Genomic DNA, 18,958 nt, shown 5'->3' on the forward strand with positions numbered 1-18,958 from the left:
ATCGCTTAAAAACGTTGGATGATTAAAAGCGAGTTGGGATAATAATATCCCGACCCGCTTTTATTTTGTCTCGAATAATATTTGTCAAAGTATCGAATAGCCCGCTCTTTTACTTTTAATAACCTGAAAATTTAAAATGAATCAGCTGGTAATTCAATAATGTAGTGCCCATAATTCGGAATAGTAACAATGTGAATTGAAATATTAAAAATGTCACTAAGAAGTTTCTCATCATAGTATCGGCTTGGTGCACCCTGGGCAATTAAACGTCCATTCCGAATTAGCCACAACTGATCACTCATTTTAAACGCCTGATTAATATCATGAAGGATCATCACAATCGTCATATTCTTTTTTTTATGAAGCTCGGCAATAACTGCCATTAAATCACTTTGATAACGAATATCTAAATAGGTGGTTGGCTCATCAAGCAATAAGTACTGAGGCTCCTGGGCAATTGCAGATGCAATCCACACCCGTTGTCGCTGCCCACCTGAAAGATGACTCATCGCTCTGTGAGCAAGCGAGCTTGTTCTTGTCATCTCAAGATATGGCAATACTTCTTTATCTTCAACGGTTGCCAACAAATGATGTTTAGCTAATCGACCCATTTTCACAACATCGATCACTTGCATATCATCATAAAGATGATTTTGTTGACTGACAACGGCAATTTTTGAAGCCAATTGCTTTCGAGTCATTTTTGCAAGAAATTGATCATTAAGACTGATTTGCCCACTGGTTGGCTTTAACTGGTTAGCCATTAACTTCAGCAATGTTGTTTTACCGGCACCATTTGGTCCAATAATTGACAGGATTGAACCAGGAACAACATCGGCGGAAATGTTTTGAATAATTGGCTGACCTGCATGAAATGAAAAACTCACATTATCTAACTTCATTAAATTTTTGCCCCCATAACATCCAGACCAGAAAGGGCCCTCCCACTACGGTCATAATGGTTGCAGCGGGAATCTCACCAGGCAGCGTAATCGTTCGGCCAATTGTATCAATCGTCAACAGCAACCATGATCCGATTAACATCGACAACGGAATAATTGTTTGATAGTCATGACCGACCAAGTAACGGGAAATGTTCGGCACTATGATGCCAACAAACGGAATAACACCTATTTCCGCTGTCGCACCGGAAGAAAGATAGACAACGACAGCCAACAGCCAAAAACGAATAAACCTTGCTGAAACACCGCGCAATGCAAGCTGCTGGTCAGACATTTTCAAATAATTTGCCCAAGGAGCAAGTATCATTGCAGCAACCAATCCGATCACTCCCGTAATTAACAGCGTCAGTGTGTCCGACCATGTAATGCCATTAAACGTACTGGTTCCAACCAAAGAATCGCCAGAGAATAATTGCTGAAAACCTGAAAAAGTTAAGCTTAACGCTACACCAATAATAATCAATTTAAAAGAATTCTGTAAAAGTGATTTTGAAGATAAGAAAAGTAACGTTAGCCCTCCACCAATAAAGGCATAAATCATCTTATCAAATGGAAATGCAGGCACCAAAAAGCCTGCAATCAGAATTAAAAAGCTTCCTGCTCCCGTAACGCCAAGAATGCTGGGATCCGCCAACCGATTATGAAATGTGGATTGACTAATGGCGCCTGCTACTGCCAGCATTCCACCGCAAACCAAACTAGCCAGAATCCTTGGCGCCCGAATTTGAACAAGAATATTCAAGTCGGCGTCATTATGGCCTGAAAAGGCAGAGAAGATTTGTGATGATGAAAAAGGTGTTGCACCCATCATCAAAGATACCCAAATAGATACAATTAACAGTAAAACAGCCAATGAATACCAGATTATTTCACGCTTAGTCATTGAGCTGTTCCTCCATCTCGCGGATAAAGCCATCTCGAAACTTTATTGATTGCAATTGCCGCCCGCATATTGGCTGTTGCATCAAAATCTGGTTCCTGAAGATCGTATACACGATGCTTTTTAACAGCTGAAATTGTCTGCCACATTGAATCGGATTTAAAGACCTGATTAAACTGAGCGGTTACCATTTTTGGAAGTGCGTGTTCCAAACGTAAAATAACATCAGGATTTGCTTTTTTTATTGCTTCATCATTTGGTTGAATATACTCTTGATTTTTTGATGGGAATACATTTTTTCCACCGGCAAGAGAAACCAAATTACCAACATATGAATGATTAGTACCAATCATATAGGAAGCTCCTGGTAGACCCATCAATACTAAAACTTTTGGCTTTATTTGATGATGGACAGCCAAAGTATGCGCCTTATTCTTAGCAGAATTAATTTCCTCAAGTGCCGCTCTTGCCTTAGAAACACGGTGATATCTGTAGCCCATATTCGTAACTGTTTTCTCTAACGCCTTAACGCTCGTTAGGTTTAAAAAATATGGCTTAATGTGCCGCTTTGAAAATGCCTTCCCAAATTGATCCTTTAATGTTGTCACAGAATAAACAACCGTCGGATTTAAACTTGCAATTTTCTCGACATTTGGATTCATCGGACTGCCAACACGGGTCACATTCTTATAACGAACAGGCATTTTATTTGCCGTTGTTGGTACACCGACTAATGGCAAGTCTAATTTATCGGCAATTTGAACAACTGCATATGTCGTTGCAACAATTCTTGGATGTGACTGTTTAGAGTTGGTTGAATGAAAGCCAAAGAGCAACCCCAGCCCGATTCCAATAACAGCAAAAAGTCCTAAAACAATCAGACCAACTTTTCGTGAACCTTTCATTGATTAAGCAACCCCCTAGTGTTTATAAACCAACCATGATCCGCCACCTACAGCTGCAATAACCGCAATCACACCGCCAATCACTAATGGCGTATGATTTTTATCATGATTTGTTTTAGCCTTAGGGGACTTGTCACTCTTTTTTGTTGCAGCCTTTTGAGTGGGCCTCTTCTTCGGCTTAACCTGTTGCTTGCCCTTTTTATTAGGTTGTTGTTTATGCTTTGTCACATGGTTTAGTTTTTTCGGCTGAGTAGCATTTGCCTTGTTGATCTTTGGCGAGGAAGTCACTTTACTTTTCTTTACCTGAGTTCTTTTACTCGCCGGTCTTACCACGGCGCTTTTACCAGGCGCTGTGGTCGTTGTATGTTTATATGAGGCTTTAACTTTGTGTGTACCGGTTAACCCCTGTTGACTAAGTTTAGGCAGTCCAGCTGTACTGAATTTAAAACTAATCAGGTGGTGTGCTTTATAAACTTTTGGCACATCTATTGCTAGTTTAGCGTTAATTCGCTTCGTTAAATTTGTCGTAGTAAATGAGTAATAATAATGTGAATTTCCTGCACGATCTTTAGCTTTACGAACATTTTTGGGTTTCTCTCCATTTACCCAGTTCACAACAACTGGAAACGAAGACAGGCTTTTAGCCGTTTTTATTTGCATTGTGACCACATATTTCTGATGCGAAATACGCACAGTTGCCGGTTTTACAAAATATCCGCTTGCCATTGAGGTTTTATTCGTGCCATATAATAGTGCTTTGTATGAAATTGATTTTGCGTTACTGGCCGTACTCAAACAAATAAAAAAGAACAAAGCACTGAGTATAATTAAAAAACCTTTTCCTCTAATTAGTTTCATGATTTAGCCCCCAAGCAAATAAGAGACCACTTCCAAGAACTGCTCCAATAATGGAAGTAGACTTTCCACGATCATCACCCGTTTGAGGTAATTTTTCGTTTGGGGTAGGCTTAGTTGTCACTGTATTGGCAATGGCTTTGGCCCCTGATTGATGATTAGATGATTTTTTGCCAGTTTTTGAAACCCTCGCATGGCCGAATTTCAACCTAATGCCGAAGTTTGAACTAATATTTGCGTACGGGACAGTTACATGAATCTTACCAGCAACAATTTTCTTTAATCTATTGATGGAACTAATGTTAAATGAATAGGTTAAGTTGTAAGTCTTGGCTGTAGCCCCATATGTCACCGATAGTGGCTTTCGTCCATTGATAGAAACTGGACGGACTGCCTTGGATCCTAATTTAAGTGCCTTCTTGTAGCTGACTTTTAATAGCACGTTATAGTGTTTGTTAACTTTTTTCACGCGAGCAGTATGCGTATAATATTTGTTTGCAATGGATTTTGCATTTGAATCAGCTTTCAGGACAACATATTTCCAAGCATAACCCGATTTTTTGCTAACAGCTTTTTTTGACCCAGAAGTTGTTGAGGGTACCATATTAGGCTCCCTGGTAACGACATTTGACGCGCTAGATGAACTTATTGAGCTTGCCTCTGACGAAGAAGTTGCAACCGGTGTGGATGGTTGTATTGCTACTTGCGGTTGCACTAGAAGAACTGTTTGTTGCTGCTTCAGGTGTTGAACCCTGAGTCCGTGTGGCGCTTGACCATTTAAATTGAAATTGGGCTGATTGATTCATTGTCCCAAGAAGCGGCACTTGTAATCCAAATGTAACTGGTACCAGGTCACTTGGATTTGTCAAATTGACAGTCAAATTTGCGTTTGAACCGGATTTGTCTTCACTTACGGATTGACCACCAACTGTCACAGATGTAATGTAATCGGCCCCGTTTGTTTGTAACTGAATCTGATAAGTTCCCCCAGTGACTTTAACGTTAGCAGTTTGTGTAAAAAACATGTTTGCAATTGAAGTTGAACTACTTCCTGCTTTCAGTAACGTAACCGGTACCGTATACGTTCCGTCACTAAGATTAGCTTGATCAGCCTTCACTGGAGATGTCACTGTTAATCCAATCAAAAAAACAAAAAAAGCAGTTACAAACCATTGAATGAGATTGGTATTCCTTTTCTTCATATAAACTCCCCCAAAAACATAATTTATGATACAAAATAAGTTTACATTACTGCTTAACGAAAGTTAATAACTTTGTTAAAAGTTTCCCAAATAAATTGTAAACTTTTGAATCGTCTAAAATATTTCTGCGAGTTTCAATGTGTCTATAAAATCAATGCTTAAACATACGGTTTAGGGATACCACGTTTTTGATAGTCTTCTTTATACATTTCGTAAATTTGATTACATAATGTCCAGTTTTTTGTTGAAAATTTTTCTCGAGTCGCTTTATCATTCGTTCGTTCTAACGTTACTTTGGTGGGCCGATCAATTTTGTAGTCTGTTGTACAGCTTTGAGTCTTACCAAAACGATGTCCGAGATACCCCTTTTGATAAGGTTTCACTCGCCCGTTAAAGCTGACAACATCTCCGGGACTGAGGATGCCAAGAGACCTAAATCCTTTTGTTAAGTTAAACCATAAATGGTCTGTCACAACGATTCCATCTTCATCTTTAATATCAATCAGTAGAACCGTTCCAGCAGCATGTGTTCTATATCGGTCTGTGTATTTAAACCCATATTTTTCGAATGTTCCTGAAAATCGATAACGTTTATTGTTCCCCTTCTTCATTAAATTGACGCGAGTATTTTTGCACATAAGACCTCTTCCCCTTAATAACATTTTGTCGAACATCTGTTCACAAAATATTATAGCAGGAAAGTAATAAAATGGCAAAGGCTTTTTAATTTGGAGTTATCCCTCTCATCGTAAAGTATAAGCCTTTAAAGAAGGAATAAGAATTATTCATTACCTTTGAAACTTTCTGAATGATAAAACACTATAGAAGCCGTTTCCGGGATTTGAACCCGGGACCTTTTCCTTACCATGGAAATGCTCTACCTTCTGAGCTAAAACGGCATGCTATTACTGAATAAGCGATTGTGTGTTCACACTGTTACTCATAATATCTTATCAAGTCAACATCTATAAAACAAGCGGTGTCCTAAAAATTATTAAGTCAGCGCTAATTTTATTTTTATTGTTGATTAAAACAAAAGGAAACAAAAAAGGTTGAAACAAATTTAACATTGTTTCAACCTTTATCTTTGCGTGGCAACGTCCTACCCTTGCAGGGGGCGATCCCCCAACTACTCTTGGCGTGCAGAAGCTTAACGACTGTGTTCGGCATGGGAACAGGTGTATCCTTCTGGCTATCGCCACCACACTATTTTCCTGAAAGAACTTCGTTCTCTCAAAACTAGCTAATATTAATTTTCTGCCTTCAAACACCATTTCTACTTGGTTAAGTCCTCGACCGATTAGTATTGGTCCGCTCCGTGCATCGCTGCACTTCCACTTCCAACCTATCTACCTGATCATCTCTCAGGGGTCTTACTTCCATATAGGAATGGGAAATCTCATCTTGAGGCGAGTTTCACACTTAGATGCTTTCAGCGTTTATCTCATCCATACATAGCTACCCAGCGGTGCGCCTGGCGGCGCAACTGGTACACCAGCGGTATGTCCATCCCGGTCCTCTCGTACTAAGGACAGCTCCTCTCAAATTTCCTACGCCCGCGACGGATAGGGACCGAACTGTCTCACGACGTTCTGAACCCAGCTCGCGTACCGCTTTAATGGGCGAACAGCCCAACCCTTGGGACCGACTACAGCCCCAGGATGCGATGAGCCGACATCGAGGTGCCAAACCTCCCCGTCGATGTGGACTCTTGGGGGAGATAAGCCTGTTATCCCCAGGGTAGCTTTTATCCGTTGAGCGATGGCCCTTCCATACGGAACCACCGGATCACTAAGCCCGACTTTCGTCCCTGCTCGACCTGTCTGTCTCGCAGTCAAGCTCCCTTCTGCCTTTACACTCGTCGAATGATTTCCAACCATTCTGAGGGAACCTTTGGGCGCCTCCGTTACTGTTTGGGAGGCGACCGCCCCAGTCAAACTGCCTACCTGACACTGTCTCCCGCCACGCTAAGTGGCGCGGGTTAGAGTGTTCACACAGCGAGGGTAGTATCCCACCAATGCCTCCACCGAAACTAGCGTTCCGGCTTCAACGGCTCCTACCTATCCTGTACAAGCTGTGTCAACACCCAATATCAAGCTACAGTAAAGCTCCATGGGGTCTTTCCGTCCTGTCGCGGGTAACCTGCTTCTTCACAGGTATCTCAATTTCACCGAGTCTCTCGTTGAGACAGTGCCCAGATCGTTACGCCTTTCGTGCGGGTCGGAACTTACCCGACAAGGAATTTCGCTACCTTAGGACCGTTATAGTTACGGCCGCCGTTTACTGGGGCTTCATTTCTGGGCTTCGCCGAAGCTAACTCATCCACTTAACCTTCCAGCACCGGGCAGGCGTCAGCCCCTATACGTCATCTTACGATTTTGCAGAAACCTGTGTTTTTGATAAACAGTCGCCTGGGCCTTTTCACTGCGGCTGGCCATGTGGCCAGCACCCCTTCTCCCGAAGTTACGGGGTCATTTTGCCGAGTTCCTTAACGAGAGTTCACTCGCTCACCTGAGGATTCTCTCCTCGACTACCTGTGTCGGTTTGCGGTACGGGTAGTTGATGACTCACTAGAAGCTTTTCTCGGCAGTGTGACGTGGGTTGCTTCCCTACTTAAATTTCGGTCCTCATCACCACTTGTCAACCCGCCAAAAAGCATTTGACTCTTTGACTGACTCGTGGCTTGAACATGCCTTTCCAACTGCATGCACAACTTAGCCTCCTGCGTCCCTCCATCGCTCAAACATCATCAACTAGTACAGGAATCTCAACCTGTTATCCATCGCCTACGCCTTGCGGCCTCGGCTTAGGTCCCGACTAACCCTGGGAGGACGAGCCTTCCCCAGGAAACCTTAGTCATTCGGTGGATCAGATTCTCACTGATCTTTCGCTACTCATACCGGCATTCTCACTTCTAAGCGCTCCACCGGTCCTTGCGGTCCGGCTTCGTTGCCCTTAGAACGCTCTCCTATCACCTGAACAAAGTTCAGGTCCGCAGTCTCGGTAATATGCTTAGCCCCGGTAAATTTTCGGCGCGGGATCACTCGACTAGTGAGCTATTACGCACTCTTTAAATGGTGGCTGCTTCTGAGCCAACATCCTAGTTGTCTATGCAACTCCACATCCTTTTCCACTTAGCATATATTTAGGGACCTTAACTGGCGGTCTGGGCTGTTCCCCTTTCGACGATGGATCTTATCACTCATCGTCTGACTCCCGGATAAAAATCAATGGTATTCGGAGTTTATCTGAACTTAGTAACCCATGACGGGCCCCTCGTCCAAACAGTGGCTCTACCTCCATGATTCTACGTCCGAGGCTAGCCCTAAAGCTATTTCGGAGAGAACCAGCTATCTCCAAGTTCGTTTGGAATTTCACCGCTACCCACACCTCATCCCAGCACTTTTCAACGTACACGGGTTCGGCCCTCCAGTGCGTTTTACCGCACCTTCAGCCTGGACATGGGTAGATCACCTGGTTTCGGGTCTACAGCAACATACTTCAACGCCCATTTCAGACTCGCTTTCGCTGCGGCTCCGGCTTTAACACCTTAACCTTGCATGCAACCGTAACTCGCCGGTTCATTCTACAAGAGGCACGCTATCACCCATTAACGGGCTCTAACTGCTTGTAGGCACATGGTTTCAGGAACTGTTTCACTCCCCTTCCGGGGTGCTTTTCACCTTTCCCTCACGGTACTGGTTCACTATCGGTCACTAGGGAGTATTTAGCCTTGGGAGATGGTCCTCCCGGATTCCGACGACGTTTCACGTGTGTCGCCGTACTCAGGATCCTGAACTGAGGGTGCTGGATTTCACCTACGGGGCTATCACCCTGTTTCGCCAATCTTCCCAGATTGTTCGGTTATCCATCACTTTGGTAACTCAAATGTTCAGTCCTACAACCCCAATGAGCAAGCTCATTGGTTTGGGCTGTTCCCCGTTCGCTCGCCGCTACTGAGGGAATCGAAATTTCTTTATTCTCCTGTGGGTACTGAGATGTTTCAGTTCCCCACGTCTACCTCTACTCAGCTATGAATTCACTGAGCAGTAACAGTCGATTAAAACTGCTGGGTTTCCCCATTCGGAAATCTCCGGATCAAAGCTTACGTACAGCTCCCCGAAGCATATCGGTGTTAGTCCCGTCCTTCATCGGCTCCTAGTGCCAAGGCATCCACCATGCGCCCTTGATAACTTAACCTAAGTATCCTACGGATACTTTAGTTAATTGAGTATTTGCGATTTTTTACTTAGTTAACAAACTCAAAATAACGCGGTGTTCTCGGTTGAAATTGGATTATATCCAATTCAATAAATTACAGAAAATTAATATTATCTAGTTTTCAAAGAACCAAGTTTGAGAGTAGACCTCTCAAAACTGAACAAAACTTTCGACATTGTGTAGGTTTCCGAATTTTCCTTAGAAAGGAGGTGATCCAGCCGCAGGTTCTCCTACGGCTACCTTGTTACGACTTCACCCTAATCATCTGTCCCACCTTAGACGGCTGGCCCCCGAAGGTTACCTCACCGGCTTTGGGTGTTACAAACTCTCATGGTGTGACGGGCGGTGTGTACAAGGCCCGGGAACGTATTCACCGTGGCATGCTGATCCACGATTACTAGCGATTCCAACTTCATGTAGGCGAGTTGCAGCCTACAATCCGAACTGAGAACGGCTTTAAGAGATTAGCTTGACCTCGCGGTTTCGCGACTCGTTGTACCGTCCATTGTAGCACGTGTGTAGCCCAGGTCATAAGGGGCATGATGATTTGACGTCATCCCCACCTTCCTCCGGTTTGTCACCGGCAGTCTCGCCAGAGTGCCCAACTAAATGCTGGCAACTGACAATAAGGGTTGCGCTCGTTGCGGGACTTAACCCAACATCTCACGACACGAGCTGACGACAACCATGCACCACCTGTCATTCCGTCCCCGAAGGGAACGCCTAATCTCTTAGGTTAGCAGAAGATGTCAAGACCTGGTAAGGTTCTTCGCGTAGCATCGAATTAAACCACATGCTCCACCGCTTGTGCGGGCCCCCGTCAATTCCTTTGAGTTTCAACCTTGCGGTCGTACTCCCCAGGCGGAGTGCTTAATGCGTTAGCTGCAGCACTGAAGGGCGGAAACCCTCCAACACTTAGCACTCATCGTTTACGGCATGGACTACCAGGGTATCTAATCCTGTTCGCTACCCATGCTTTCGAGCCTCAGCGTCAGTTGCAGACCAGACAGCCGCCTTCGCCACTGGTGTTCTTCCATATATCTACGCATTTCACCGCTACACATGGAGTTCCACTGTCCTCTTCTGCACTCAAGTCTCCCGGTTTCCGATGCACTTCTCCGGTTAAGCCGAAGGCTTTCACATCAGACCTAAAAAACCGCCTGCGCTCGCTTTACGCCCAATAAATCCGGACAACGCTTGCCACCTACGTATTACCGCGGCTGCTGGCACGTAGTTAGCCGTGGCTTTCTGGTTGGATACCGTCACGATGTCAACAGTTACTCTGACACCCGTTCTTCTCCAACAACAGAGTTTTACGAGCCGAAACCCTTCATCACTCACGCGGCGTTGCTCCATCAGACTTTCGTCCATTGTGGAAGATTCCCTACTGCTGCCTCCCGTAGGAGTTTGGGCCGTGTCTCAGTCCCAATGTGGCCGATTACCCTCTCAGGTCGGCTACGTATCATTGCCTTGGTGAGCCATTACCTCACCAACTAGCTAATACGCCGCGGGTCCATCCCAAAGTGATAGCCGAAACCATCTTTTAAACAAAAACCATGTGGTTTTTGTTGTTATGCGGTATTAGCACCTGTTTCCAAATGTTATCCCCCGCTTCGGGGCAAGTTACCCACGTGTTACTCACCAGTTCGCCACTCGTCTTAATGTCAAATCAGTTAAATGCAAGCACTCAACTTCATTGACCAAGACGCGTTCGACTTGCATGTATTAGGCACGCCGCCAGCGTTCGTCCTGAGCCAGGATCAAACTCTCATCTTAAAATCAAAATGATCATTTGTGACTCATTGATTATTTTTTATTGTTACTAGCGAATTGACTTCGCAATTTGTTAATTGGCTTCGATTAAAATCGAAGCACCCTACACAATTTGTTTGTCGAAAATTTTATTCAGTTTTCAAAGGTCTACCTGAGTTGTTAGCAGCAATCCCTCGCTGTTGACAACTATTTAATATTACCATGCTGAGAAGTGATTGTCAACAAAACTTTTGAATTAACTTTTTGGTTGAATCCGTTTGGCTTGTTCACTCACTGAAACAGCATAAATAAATATACCGAATAAATCGCGATTCGTCAAGGCTTAAAACAAAAAAATTAGTTGCAGTCGAAAAGTAGGTTTCGAAGCCTTACTTGTCTAAGCAAAAAGTGCGAACAATTCGGCTATCATTCACAAATATCGTTCGACTATAAAGTGGTATACCCTCTTTGATTGTCTTTTTCAAGACTACCGATTCGTGTTTGGGCTACCCTGATAAAAAAAGAGCCAATTACGATTTTTATCGCAATCGACTCTTAATTATATAAAATCTAACACTACCCAAAACAGACAACCATGAAAACAAAGCTGGAGGATCTATTCAAACAACCGAATAACCTTTTTCTAAAAACACTTCTGCTATTTATGATACGACAACAAACGAAACACTATTTTAGCTCGGGTGCATCGGTCTTATACAGGTCCATCGTAGACTTGCCATTATTCTTTGCCTCAATACTCGTTGGGTGCTCCTCTTGGGCCTTCTTAAGGTTATCCATTCCCTTGGTATATTGATACGTAAAGTCTTTTCGATTAACCTTCTGGAATCCCTTAGGCGTGTAAAAACGTAACAAATCGCCATAAATGACACGATCAGACAACGATAATTCCGTTGTGACATGATTTTGGATACTGGCAATTTGCCTTTTCTGAGTTGCGTTTGGCGTGATTTCTTTACCTGATCTGGTTAAATAGACCGTACTGCCCACTTTCGTATATTTAGGTGTAACAAAGTCACCATCTCTAAAAGCCACGCGTTGATCATGCTGTTTGGACAAAAGGTCTGTCCCGAACTGAATGGTATTGTTATCTTTAATACCCAGCAAATGCAGCAGAGTCGGTAAAACATCAATCTCTCCGCCGTACGTCTGTCGAATACCACCCTTTAATCCGGCTGCATGGATCATAAATGGTACTTTTTGAAACTGTGCAAGATCATAACTGTTAATACTCTTCTTGTGCAGTAACTGAGCAATTGCCGGCCGGTGATTATTCGAAATACCATAATGATCCCCGTACAGCACAATGACACTATTTTTATATAATCCGGTCTTTTTAAGGTAGTTTAAAAATTCAGCGAATGCCTGATCCAAATAATGAGCGGTTTGAACATAAGGATCAACTGTTTTATCCCCGGTTTTGGTAGCAGGAAAATCAGTATTCTGCTTATCCAGCAGGTATGGATAATGATTTGTCAAAGTAATGAGTTTGGCATAAAACGGTTGGGGCAACTGCTGGATATAATTTGCAGCGTCCCTAAAGAAGATTTTATCTTTCATACCATAGCCGACATTATAGGACGGCTTGGTCTTATAGTATTGTGAACTAAAGAAGTATTGATATCCCCAGGACTTGTAGGTGCTGTCCCGATTCCAAAAGCTGGGAACATCGCCATGAAAAGCTGCCGTCGTGTAACCGCGCTGATCTAAAATCGCGGGGGCTGCCTGGAACGTATTTTGCCCACCATAGGTGACCATAGCTGATCCTTGGGGAAGTCCGTAAAGTGAATTTTCAAGCATCATTTCGGCATCCGACGTTTTCCCTTGGGCAACCTGATGATAAAAATTATCAAAACTAAGTGTGTGCCTATTTTTGTAGAAAGCATTTAAATGAGGCGTTACTTCTTTACCATCAACTTTATAGTTAATCAAAAATTGTTGAAAACTTTCTAAATGAATGATGAAAACATTTTTGCCCTTTTCTTTTCCAAAGTATTCCGGATTTGCAGCCGCCCGATTATTCTTTAAGTATTTAAGAATCGAGTCCATATCACTTGCCTTGGCGTGTGATCTAGTAGCAGACTCCTTATGTGTTTGATACGCATTAAATGCTGCGTACTCATTCAGTCCCAAATATTTCACAATATAATTATTATCAAACGTTCTTGTTAACAAGCCGGAACGATCACTATTGGCTAAACCATACTCGCCAGCCATCAGTACAAGCGACAAGCCGGAGATTAATAAAGCATACCGCTTTTTAAATGGTTTTGCGTCAATTCTGATAACCTTAAATACCAGCAACAGTATCAAGATTAGTATGTCTAAAAAGACAAAGAAATCGGTAAAATGAATGATCTCCATCAAACTTTTTCCCAGATTATTTTGAACATTCCCGCTTCCTTTAATAATGCCCATTGACAGAAAATCGGAAAATTCACGGTAATAAACTATATTTGCAAATATCCAAATACTTTCAAAAAAATCGATCAACATCATCAGCCAATACGACAAGCGCCCGCTGAAATACAACGCAATCCCTAAAGTTAGAAGTGCCGCCGGGATTGGATTAACAACCAAGAGGAACTGCTGCATTCCGCCCTTTGCACCAAGCGTAAATTTAGTTTGATAAATTATATATGTTTTTACACAAAACAATATGACTACCAGAAAGAAGAACCCCAATCTGGTATTAAAGAAATTTAATATACGAGATTTCTTTGTAGACATCATTCTTGTTCCTCCAAAATTTCTCACAAATATTTGAATAGACGGTATTTAATCAACGTTTCTATTGCCCTGCCACACAGAGAGAATTGTTAAAGGCCATAACGACTAAGAAGTTTCCACTTCGCCAAATAGTTAACTAAAACCATTTTTACTGAAAGTTCCTATAAAAAGATATCATAAATTACTCTTTTTTACGGACCACTTTGTGAGAATCATTAACCTTATCAGGTTTGATCAATAACGCAATTGCTCCAACAACCATTCCGAAATAATAGGTCAAAATTCGCCATAGGATCATTGCCAGTACTAGTTTACTGTTACTACTAATATAACTTTGAAACAGCGACTCAAAGCTGAACTCCGCACCACCGGATCCGCCAGGAATCGGAAATAATGAAATGATCATCACGATCATAATATGCAAACTGGTTACCATAAAGACATTTACATTATAATATCCCAGTGCCAACATAATGAAATATGGAATTAGATAATAAAAAGCGAGCTGCACGAGCGTCAGCAAAACAACTTTAATCATAAGTTTCGGCTGACGTCCAATTCGAATACTCTCCTCGTACAGATTATCAATCTTTTCATATAGCGTGACACGCATACTGTCATATTTCTCGTCCTTAACAAACCATTTAACCGGATGAAATAGAATCCTAGTGACCTTTTTCGTAAAGGACGGCCAATACATAATCATTAACAAGGCAACAATGACGAAAAAGTGAATCAGAAACCCAAATAGGACAAACAACGATAGATACTGCATTTTTGTTGCAACATAGTGAAACCCAATGAGTAGACTAATAAAAAAATTGACAACGATCATGGCCTGATAGACCACAAACTTCATCAACAAAACGGAACTTGCTCGGCCACCATCAATACCCGTCTGCAGCATAACAACCAGCTGACCGGGCTGGCCACCGGATGAAAACGGCGTAATCCCATTAAAAAGTTGTTCTACCAAAGGAACACGCAGTGCATCTTTAAACGTGAACGTCGAGACTCGATTTGACACAAGCACTTTCGTTATAACCGCTTCAACTAAAAGGTATATACAGATACAAGCAAATGCCACAATCAGCCATAAGGGGTCTAATGTGAAAAAATCATGAATTAAAACACTCAGTTTAACATCCCTCATAGAATAACCGATAATCACGATTCCTATCAGTACCATCAGCATAAAGGTAAATTTATTTTTCCGTGACATACTTAACCTTTCCCTGCTTGTTGATTATAAAAGTCATGCCAAATTTGAGCCAAATGACTTTCTGAATAACGTTCGCTAGCTTCTTTTGCTTTCTCGGTTAACTTCATTAGTTCATCCGGATTTTGAATCAGTTTACCAAGTTCTGAATTCATTTCACTCACATCCCCGGCACCCAAATAATAACCATCAATAATCGACTTATAGAGGTCCAGGTCCCGAAGCATCACTGGTGTTTCGGTTGAAAAGGCCTCGAGAACCGACATTGGAAACAATTCATTGTATGAAGGTAAAATAAAAAGATCAGCCATATTATAATAGTCAACCATTTTATGACGGTCGATAATCCCCGGAAAAGATAGATTGTTTGGTGGGTCCTTCACAATTTTTTCGAGATCAGCATAGCCTTCCGTCATTTTTCCAAATGAAAAACCACCGGTCCAAATAAATTGAACCTTAGGATTTTCTTTAGCCAGTTGGACAAAGTCTAAAACACCTTTTCGCGTTTGGATCTGGCCACTTCCTAAAACAGTGAAACGATTCTGATCATACCCCCGCTTAGCCCGAAGGTCACGTTTGGTTTGCTTGCTGGCAGGGTGAAATTCCTGCCGATTCACAAAATTAGGAATATAGGTGATTTTGTTACCCTTGATGCCATATTTTTCCAGTTTAGGAATAAAGGACGGATTAACAACCACTATATGATCCATTCGTTTATAAAATGCAATCACATACCGATAGACAATCCCTTTGATTGGCCAAGGAATTTTCAAGCTCCCCTCAAGTGTTTCCGGTAAGAAATGAACGTATCCAATTTTTCGTCCTCGTTTTTTGAAAAAAGTTGATAAAAAAAAGGTGGGATTAATTGTATGATAGTGGCTAATATCCGATTGGGCATAATTATTAATCTTGATATCAAATTCCCTTGGGAAATGCTTCTCCAACATATTGATTAACTCGGAATAGGCGCTCCCCACACCTTGGCCCTTAACCTTTGTTGCTGTTGAGAACATATTGATCTTAAGCATACAAACTCCTTCAAAAACAATTATTCAATATTTGTGGCAGTCGGATCCTTTTGTAACTGTTGTTCAACAGTTACACTATGATAAAAATCAACTACCCGTTTGCCAAACGTCTCTGCTGATATTTCTGTTAACTTTTGATCCAGTATTTTTTTAGCTTTCGAATTATCTTTATCAACGGGATTTGTAAGATACCTTATGACAATTTCGGTAAACTCGTCAGATTTCTTAAACGTCTGACCAAGAGACTCATTGCTTAATAAACCATCTGTATAGTCACTGGAAGTCACCACAACGGGAAGTCCTGCTGCCATCGCCTCAATATAAGTCAAGCCTTGAGATTCTGAATTAGATGTTGAAACGAAAACATTAGCTGTCCGATAAAACGCGTTAACATGATCATTACTGACTTCACCTGTAAAAATGACGTGTTTTGATAACCCTAACTGTGTCACTTGCTTCATCAAATCTTCTTTTGCAGGACCATCCCCAACAATCATTAAGATAACTTTTGGAACCTGCTCGATAATTGATGGTAGCAAATCAACAATTTCAGAAATATTCTTCTCATAGGCCAATCGACTAATTGACAGCATAACAGGTGTATCCTTTGAAATATGATATTTCTCGCGAATATCCGTGTCTATTGACTTGGCATACATCCCAACATCAATGCCTGTTGGAATAATTCTCATCTGACATTTCACCCCATACTCGGTCAATTTATCGAGTACTCTATCGGATGGTGTAATCACACCTGCTAGATGATAGCAAAAAGCCAAAGTACCTTCCTTTACATGAACGGGTTTTAGTAGTTTACCATTTGCAACATAGTGCAAATAGTCTTCATACATCGTGTGATAGGTATGAACACAAGGGATATTCAGGTTTTTAGCCACAAATTTGCCAATCATGCCCATCGAAAATTCCGTTTGTGTATGGACAATGTCCAAATTGAGTTCCTTGGCAATTTCATATGCCTGAAATAACCCCCTTACTGCAATTCGTCGATCAGTAAATGAGATAAAAGGGATGCTGGAAAAGCGAAAAATATTTCGCTCGTATGTATCCTTATCAACATGAGGGTCCGTTGTCGTAAAAATATAGACCTGGTTTCCCTCCCGCTCCAATTCATTCTTTAACGTTTTAATTGAAGTTGCAACACCACTTACTTGAGGAAAATAAGTATCTGTAAAAATACCAATATTCATGAACAGCCCCCTCCTTTCTACGGAAAACATCAAAAAGCGTATTTCTCAACGTAACATCATGACTCTTTCGATTCAAATGATGCTGAGACACTTTTACAGTTGTTAGACCAAAAGCTACGTGGCTTATAGTCTGACAATCATTGTAATTATATTTGTTTAACCCATTGAATGCAAACCAATGACATCAACAAAACAAGCTGCTAAACGGCAACCGATAGCCATTAGCAGCTTGTTTTTAAGTTATTTATAAGTATCTATGACTTTCCAAGCGCTTGATGAACGTACTTGAGAACTTGTTGACTAGTGCTGGCTAAACTGACTGTTTTGTTTGCCAGTGTCACCATTTCCCTGGAATCAAGCTCCTTGATCAACGCACGAGACTTCAAAATCGAAGTTGCACTCATTGAAAATTCATTCAACCCCATTCCAACTAAAATCGGAATAGCCTTTTGATCACCAGCCATCTCACCACACATATACGCAGGTGTCCCGTTATCATGACAAGCATCAATAACTGACTTGATAAGTCTCAGGACTGATGGGTTGTACGGCTGATACAAATAAGAAATTCGCCGATTTCCCCGATCCGCAGCCATAACGTATTGAATGAGATCGTTAGTACCTATACTCATAAAATCAACAACATTGGCAAATTGATCAGCCAGCAATGCCGCTGCCGGTACCTCGACCATAATGCCAACTCGGATATCACCAACTGCTACATCTTGTGCAATCAGTTTGGCTCGTTCGTCTTCAAAAATCCGCTTTGCGTGCTCAAACTCCGTAATCGTTGCAATCATCGGAAACATAATCGATAAATTTCCGTAAGCTGAAGCCCGAATTAACGCTCTAAGTTGCGTGCGAAAAATATCAGGTTGATCCAAGCTCATTCGAATAGCCCGATACCCCAAGAACGGATTTGCCTCGTGTGGCGTATGGAGATAAGGCAGTTCCTTATCTCCACCGATATCAGCCGTTCTAAAAATGACCGGTTTTCCTGCCATTCTCTGAACAACTGTCTTATAAATGTCAAATTGGTTTTGTTCTGATGGGAGTTCGTCAGAATCCATGTATAAAAATTCCGTCCGAAAAAGGCCAATTCCTTCAGCACCATTGTCAATGGCTGCCTGTAAATCATCCAAAGTACCAATATTTGCAGCAATAATCGGATGCTTGCCATCAGAAGATGTTGTGGCAACATTTCTGAATGACGTTAACTGACTATTGGCCTGCCTGTACTTTTTAATTTTTTCCACGTACTCATTTTTTTCATCATTTGATGGCTTAACAATCACATTACCTGTTAAGCCATCCACAATGACTTGATCACCATCTTTAATATCAGCTAACGATCCCTGAAATCCAACAACTGCTGGAATTTCCATCGTCCTGGACATAATTGCAGAATGCGATGTTCGACCACCCATATCAGACACAATTCCTTTAACGTAGTTGGGAACGAATTGTGCTGTATCACTAGGTGTCAAATCATGAGCAATAATGATGACTTTGTGATCAATTAAAGCCGGATCCGTCAGCGGGACACCGAGAAGATGACTCAATACCCGCTTTGTCACATCGTTAATATCTGTCGATCTTTGTTTAATATAATCGTTATCGGTCATCGAATTAAAGATTTTAACATAACTATCTGAAACATCTTTCAACGCGTATTCTGCATTGACATGCTGTGTCTTAATCATGCTTTCGATTCGTTTCAACAATTCTGGATCCGACAAAATGGCTATATGTGCTTTAAAGACCTCAGCTTCATGTCTACCGAGGTCTTTAAAAGTTCTTTGTTGGATTGTACGAAGCTCCTGTTTAGAAATCTCAATTGCTTGATTTAGGCGATCAATTTCCGTATCAGGATTCTTTATCGTTTTTTTGTCGAAACTCAGATCAGGTTCAGTCAACCGAAATGCAGATGCGATGGCAATTCCGTCACTTGCGGCGATCCCCTTAAACTTTGTCATGA

Annotated in this window: 12 protein-coding genes, 1 tRNA gene and 3 rRNA genes; all 16 read right to left on the bottom strand. The window is 41.9% G+C overall.

The genetic code is table 11. The features are described from left to right. Positions 1-131: 131 nt before the first annotated feature. Positions 132-902, bottom strand: a complete 771-nt coding sequence (locus GQR93_RS10285; protein ID WP_003554933.1) for an ABC transporter ATP-binding protein — start codon at positions 900-902, stop codon at positions 132-134. Then, the gene (locus GQR93_RS10290) at positions 889-1,845 is read right to left on the bottom strand and encodes a FecCD family ABC transporter permease (RefSeq protein ID WP_003554932.1); all 957 of its coding nucleotides are present in this window, start codon (positions 1,843-1,845) and stop codon (positions 889-891) included. The genes GQR93_RS10285 and GQR93_RS10290 overlap by 14 nt, the downstream gene beginning before the upstream one ends. Next, positions 1,842-2,747, bottom strand: a complete 906-nt coding sequence (gene isdE, locus GQR93_RS10295; RefSeq protein WP_003554930.1) for a heme ABC transporter substrate-binding protein IsdE — start codon at positions 2,745-2,747, stop codon at positions 1,842-1,844. Before isdE ends, GQR93_RS10290 begins: the two co-directional genes overlap by 4 nt. 15 nt (positions 2,748-2,762) lie before the next feature. Then, on the bottom strand, positions 2,763-3,605 hold the full coding sequence (locus tag GQR93_RS10300) for an NEAT domain-containing protein (RefSeq protein ID WP_003554928.1): 843 nt from the start codon (positions 3,603-3,605) through the stop codon (positions 2,763-2,765). Beyond that, complete coding sequence (locus GQR93_RS15450) at positions 3,592-4,206, bottom strand: NEAT domain-containing protein (RefSeq protein WP_003554927.1); 615 nt, start codon at positions 4,204-4,206, stop codon at positions 3,592-3,594. Before GQR93_RS15450 ends, GQR93_RS10300 begins: the two co-directional genes overlap by 14 nt. A 31-nt stretch (positions 4,207-4,237) precedes the next feature. Continuing rightward, positions 4,238-4,804 (bottom strand): NEAT domain-containing protein, encoded by a 567-nt coding sequence (locus tag GQR93_RS15455; protein WP_225442031.1) that lies wholly within the window; start codon positions 4,802-4,804, stop codon positions 4,238-4,240. 158 nt (positions 4,805-4,962) lie between these two features. After that, positions 4,963-5,442, bottom strand: coding sequence for a hypothetical protein (locus GQR93_RS10310; protein ID WP_050757977.1), 480 nt, complete (start codon positions 5,440-5,442; stop codon positions 4,963-4,965). A gap of 188 nt (positions 5,443-5,630) precedes the next feature. Further along, positions 5,631-5,703, bottom strand: a tRNA-Thr gene (locus tag GQR93_RS10315). 190 nt (positions 5,704-5,893) lie between these two features. Further along, positions 5,894-6,010, bottom strand: a 5S ribosomal RNA gene (gene rrf / locus GQR93_RS10320). Between the two features lie 74 nt (positions 6,011-6,084). Next, positions 6,085-9,004, bottom strand: a 23S ribosomal RNA gene (locus tag GQR93_RS10325). Positions 9,005-9,227: 223 nt separating this feature from the next. Then, positions 9,228-10,801 (bottom strand): 16S ribosomal RNA (locus tag GQR93_RS10330). The 16S, 23S and 5S rRNA genes sit together here with 1 tRNA gene alongside, the layout of an rRNA operon. Before the next feature lie 663 nt (positions 10,802-11,464). Continuing rightward, positions 11,465-13,528, bottom strand: a complete 2,064-nt coding sequence (locus tag GQR93_RS10335) for an LTA synthase family protein (protein ID WP_004467016.1) — start codon at positions 13,526-13,528, stop codon at positions 11,465-11,467. Between the two features lie 178 nt (positions 13,529-13,706). Further along, positions 13,707-14,747: a lysylphosphatidylglycerol synthase transmembrane domain-containing protein gene (locus tag GQR93_RS10340; RefSeq protein ID WP_003559699.1), complete on the bottom strand. Its 1,041-nt coding sequence runs from the start codon at positions 14,745-14,747 to the stop codon at positions 13,707-13,709. A gap of 2 nt (positions 14,748-14,749) precedes the next feature. Next, entirely contained in the window at positions 14,750-15,772 is a 1,023-nt protein-coding gene (locus GQR93_RS10345) for a glycosyltransferase family 4 protein (RefSeq protein ID WP_004467013.1), read from the bottom strand. Between the two features lie 20 nt (positions 15,773-15,792). After that, on the bottom strand, positions 15,793-16,980 hold the full coding sequence (locus GQR93_RS10350) for a glycosyltransferase family 4 protein (protein ID WP_187117488.1): 1,188 nt from the start codon (positions 16,978-16,980) through the stop codon (positions 15,793-15,795). 254 nt (positions 16,981-17,234) lie between these two features. Then, positions 17,235-18,956, bottom strand: coding sequence for a phosphoenolpyruvate--protein phosphotransferase (gene ptsP, locus GQR93_RS10355; protein WP_159298790.1), 1,722 nt, complete (start codon positions 18,954-18,956; stop codon positions 17,235-17,237). Positions 18,957-18,958: the final 2 nt, after the last annotated feature.

It is taken from the genome of Lentilactobacillus hilgardii (assembly GCF_009832765.1).
Lineage (GTDB): Bacteria > Bacillota > Bacilli > Lactobacillales > Lactobacillaceae > Lentilactobacillus > Lentilactobacillus hilgardii.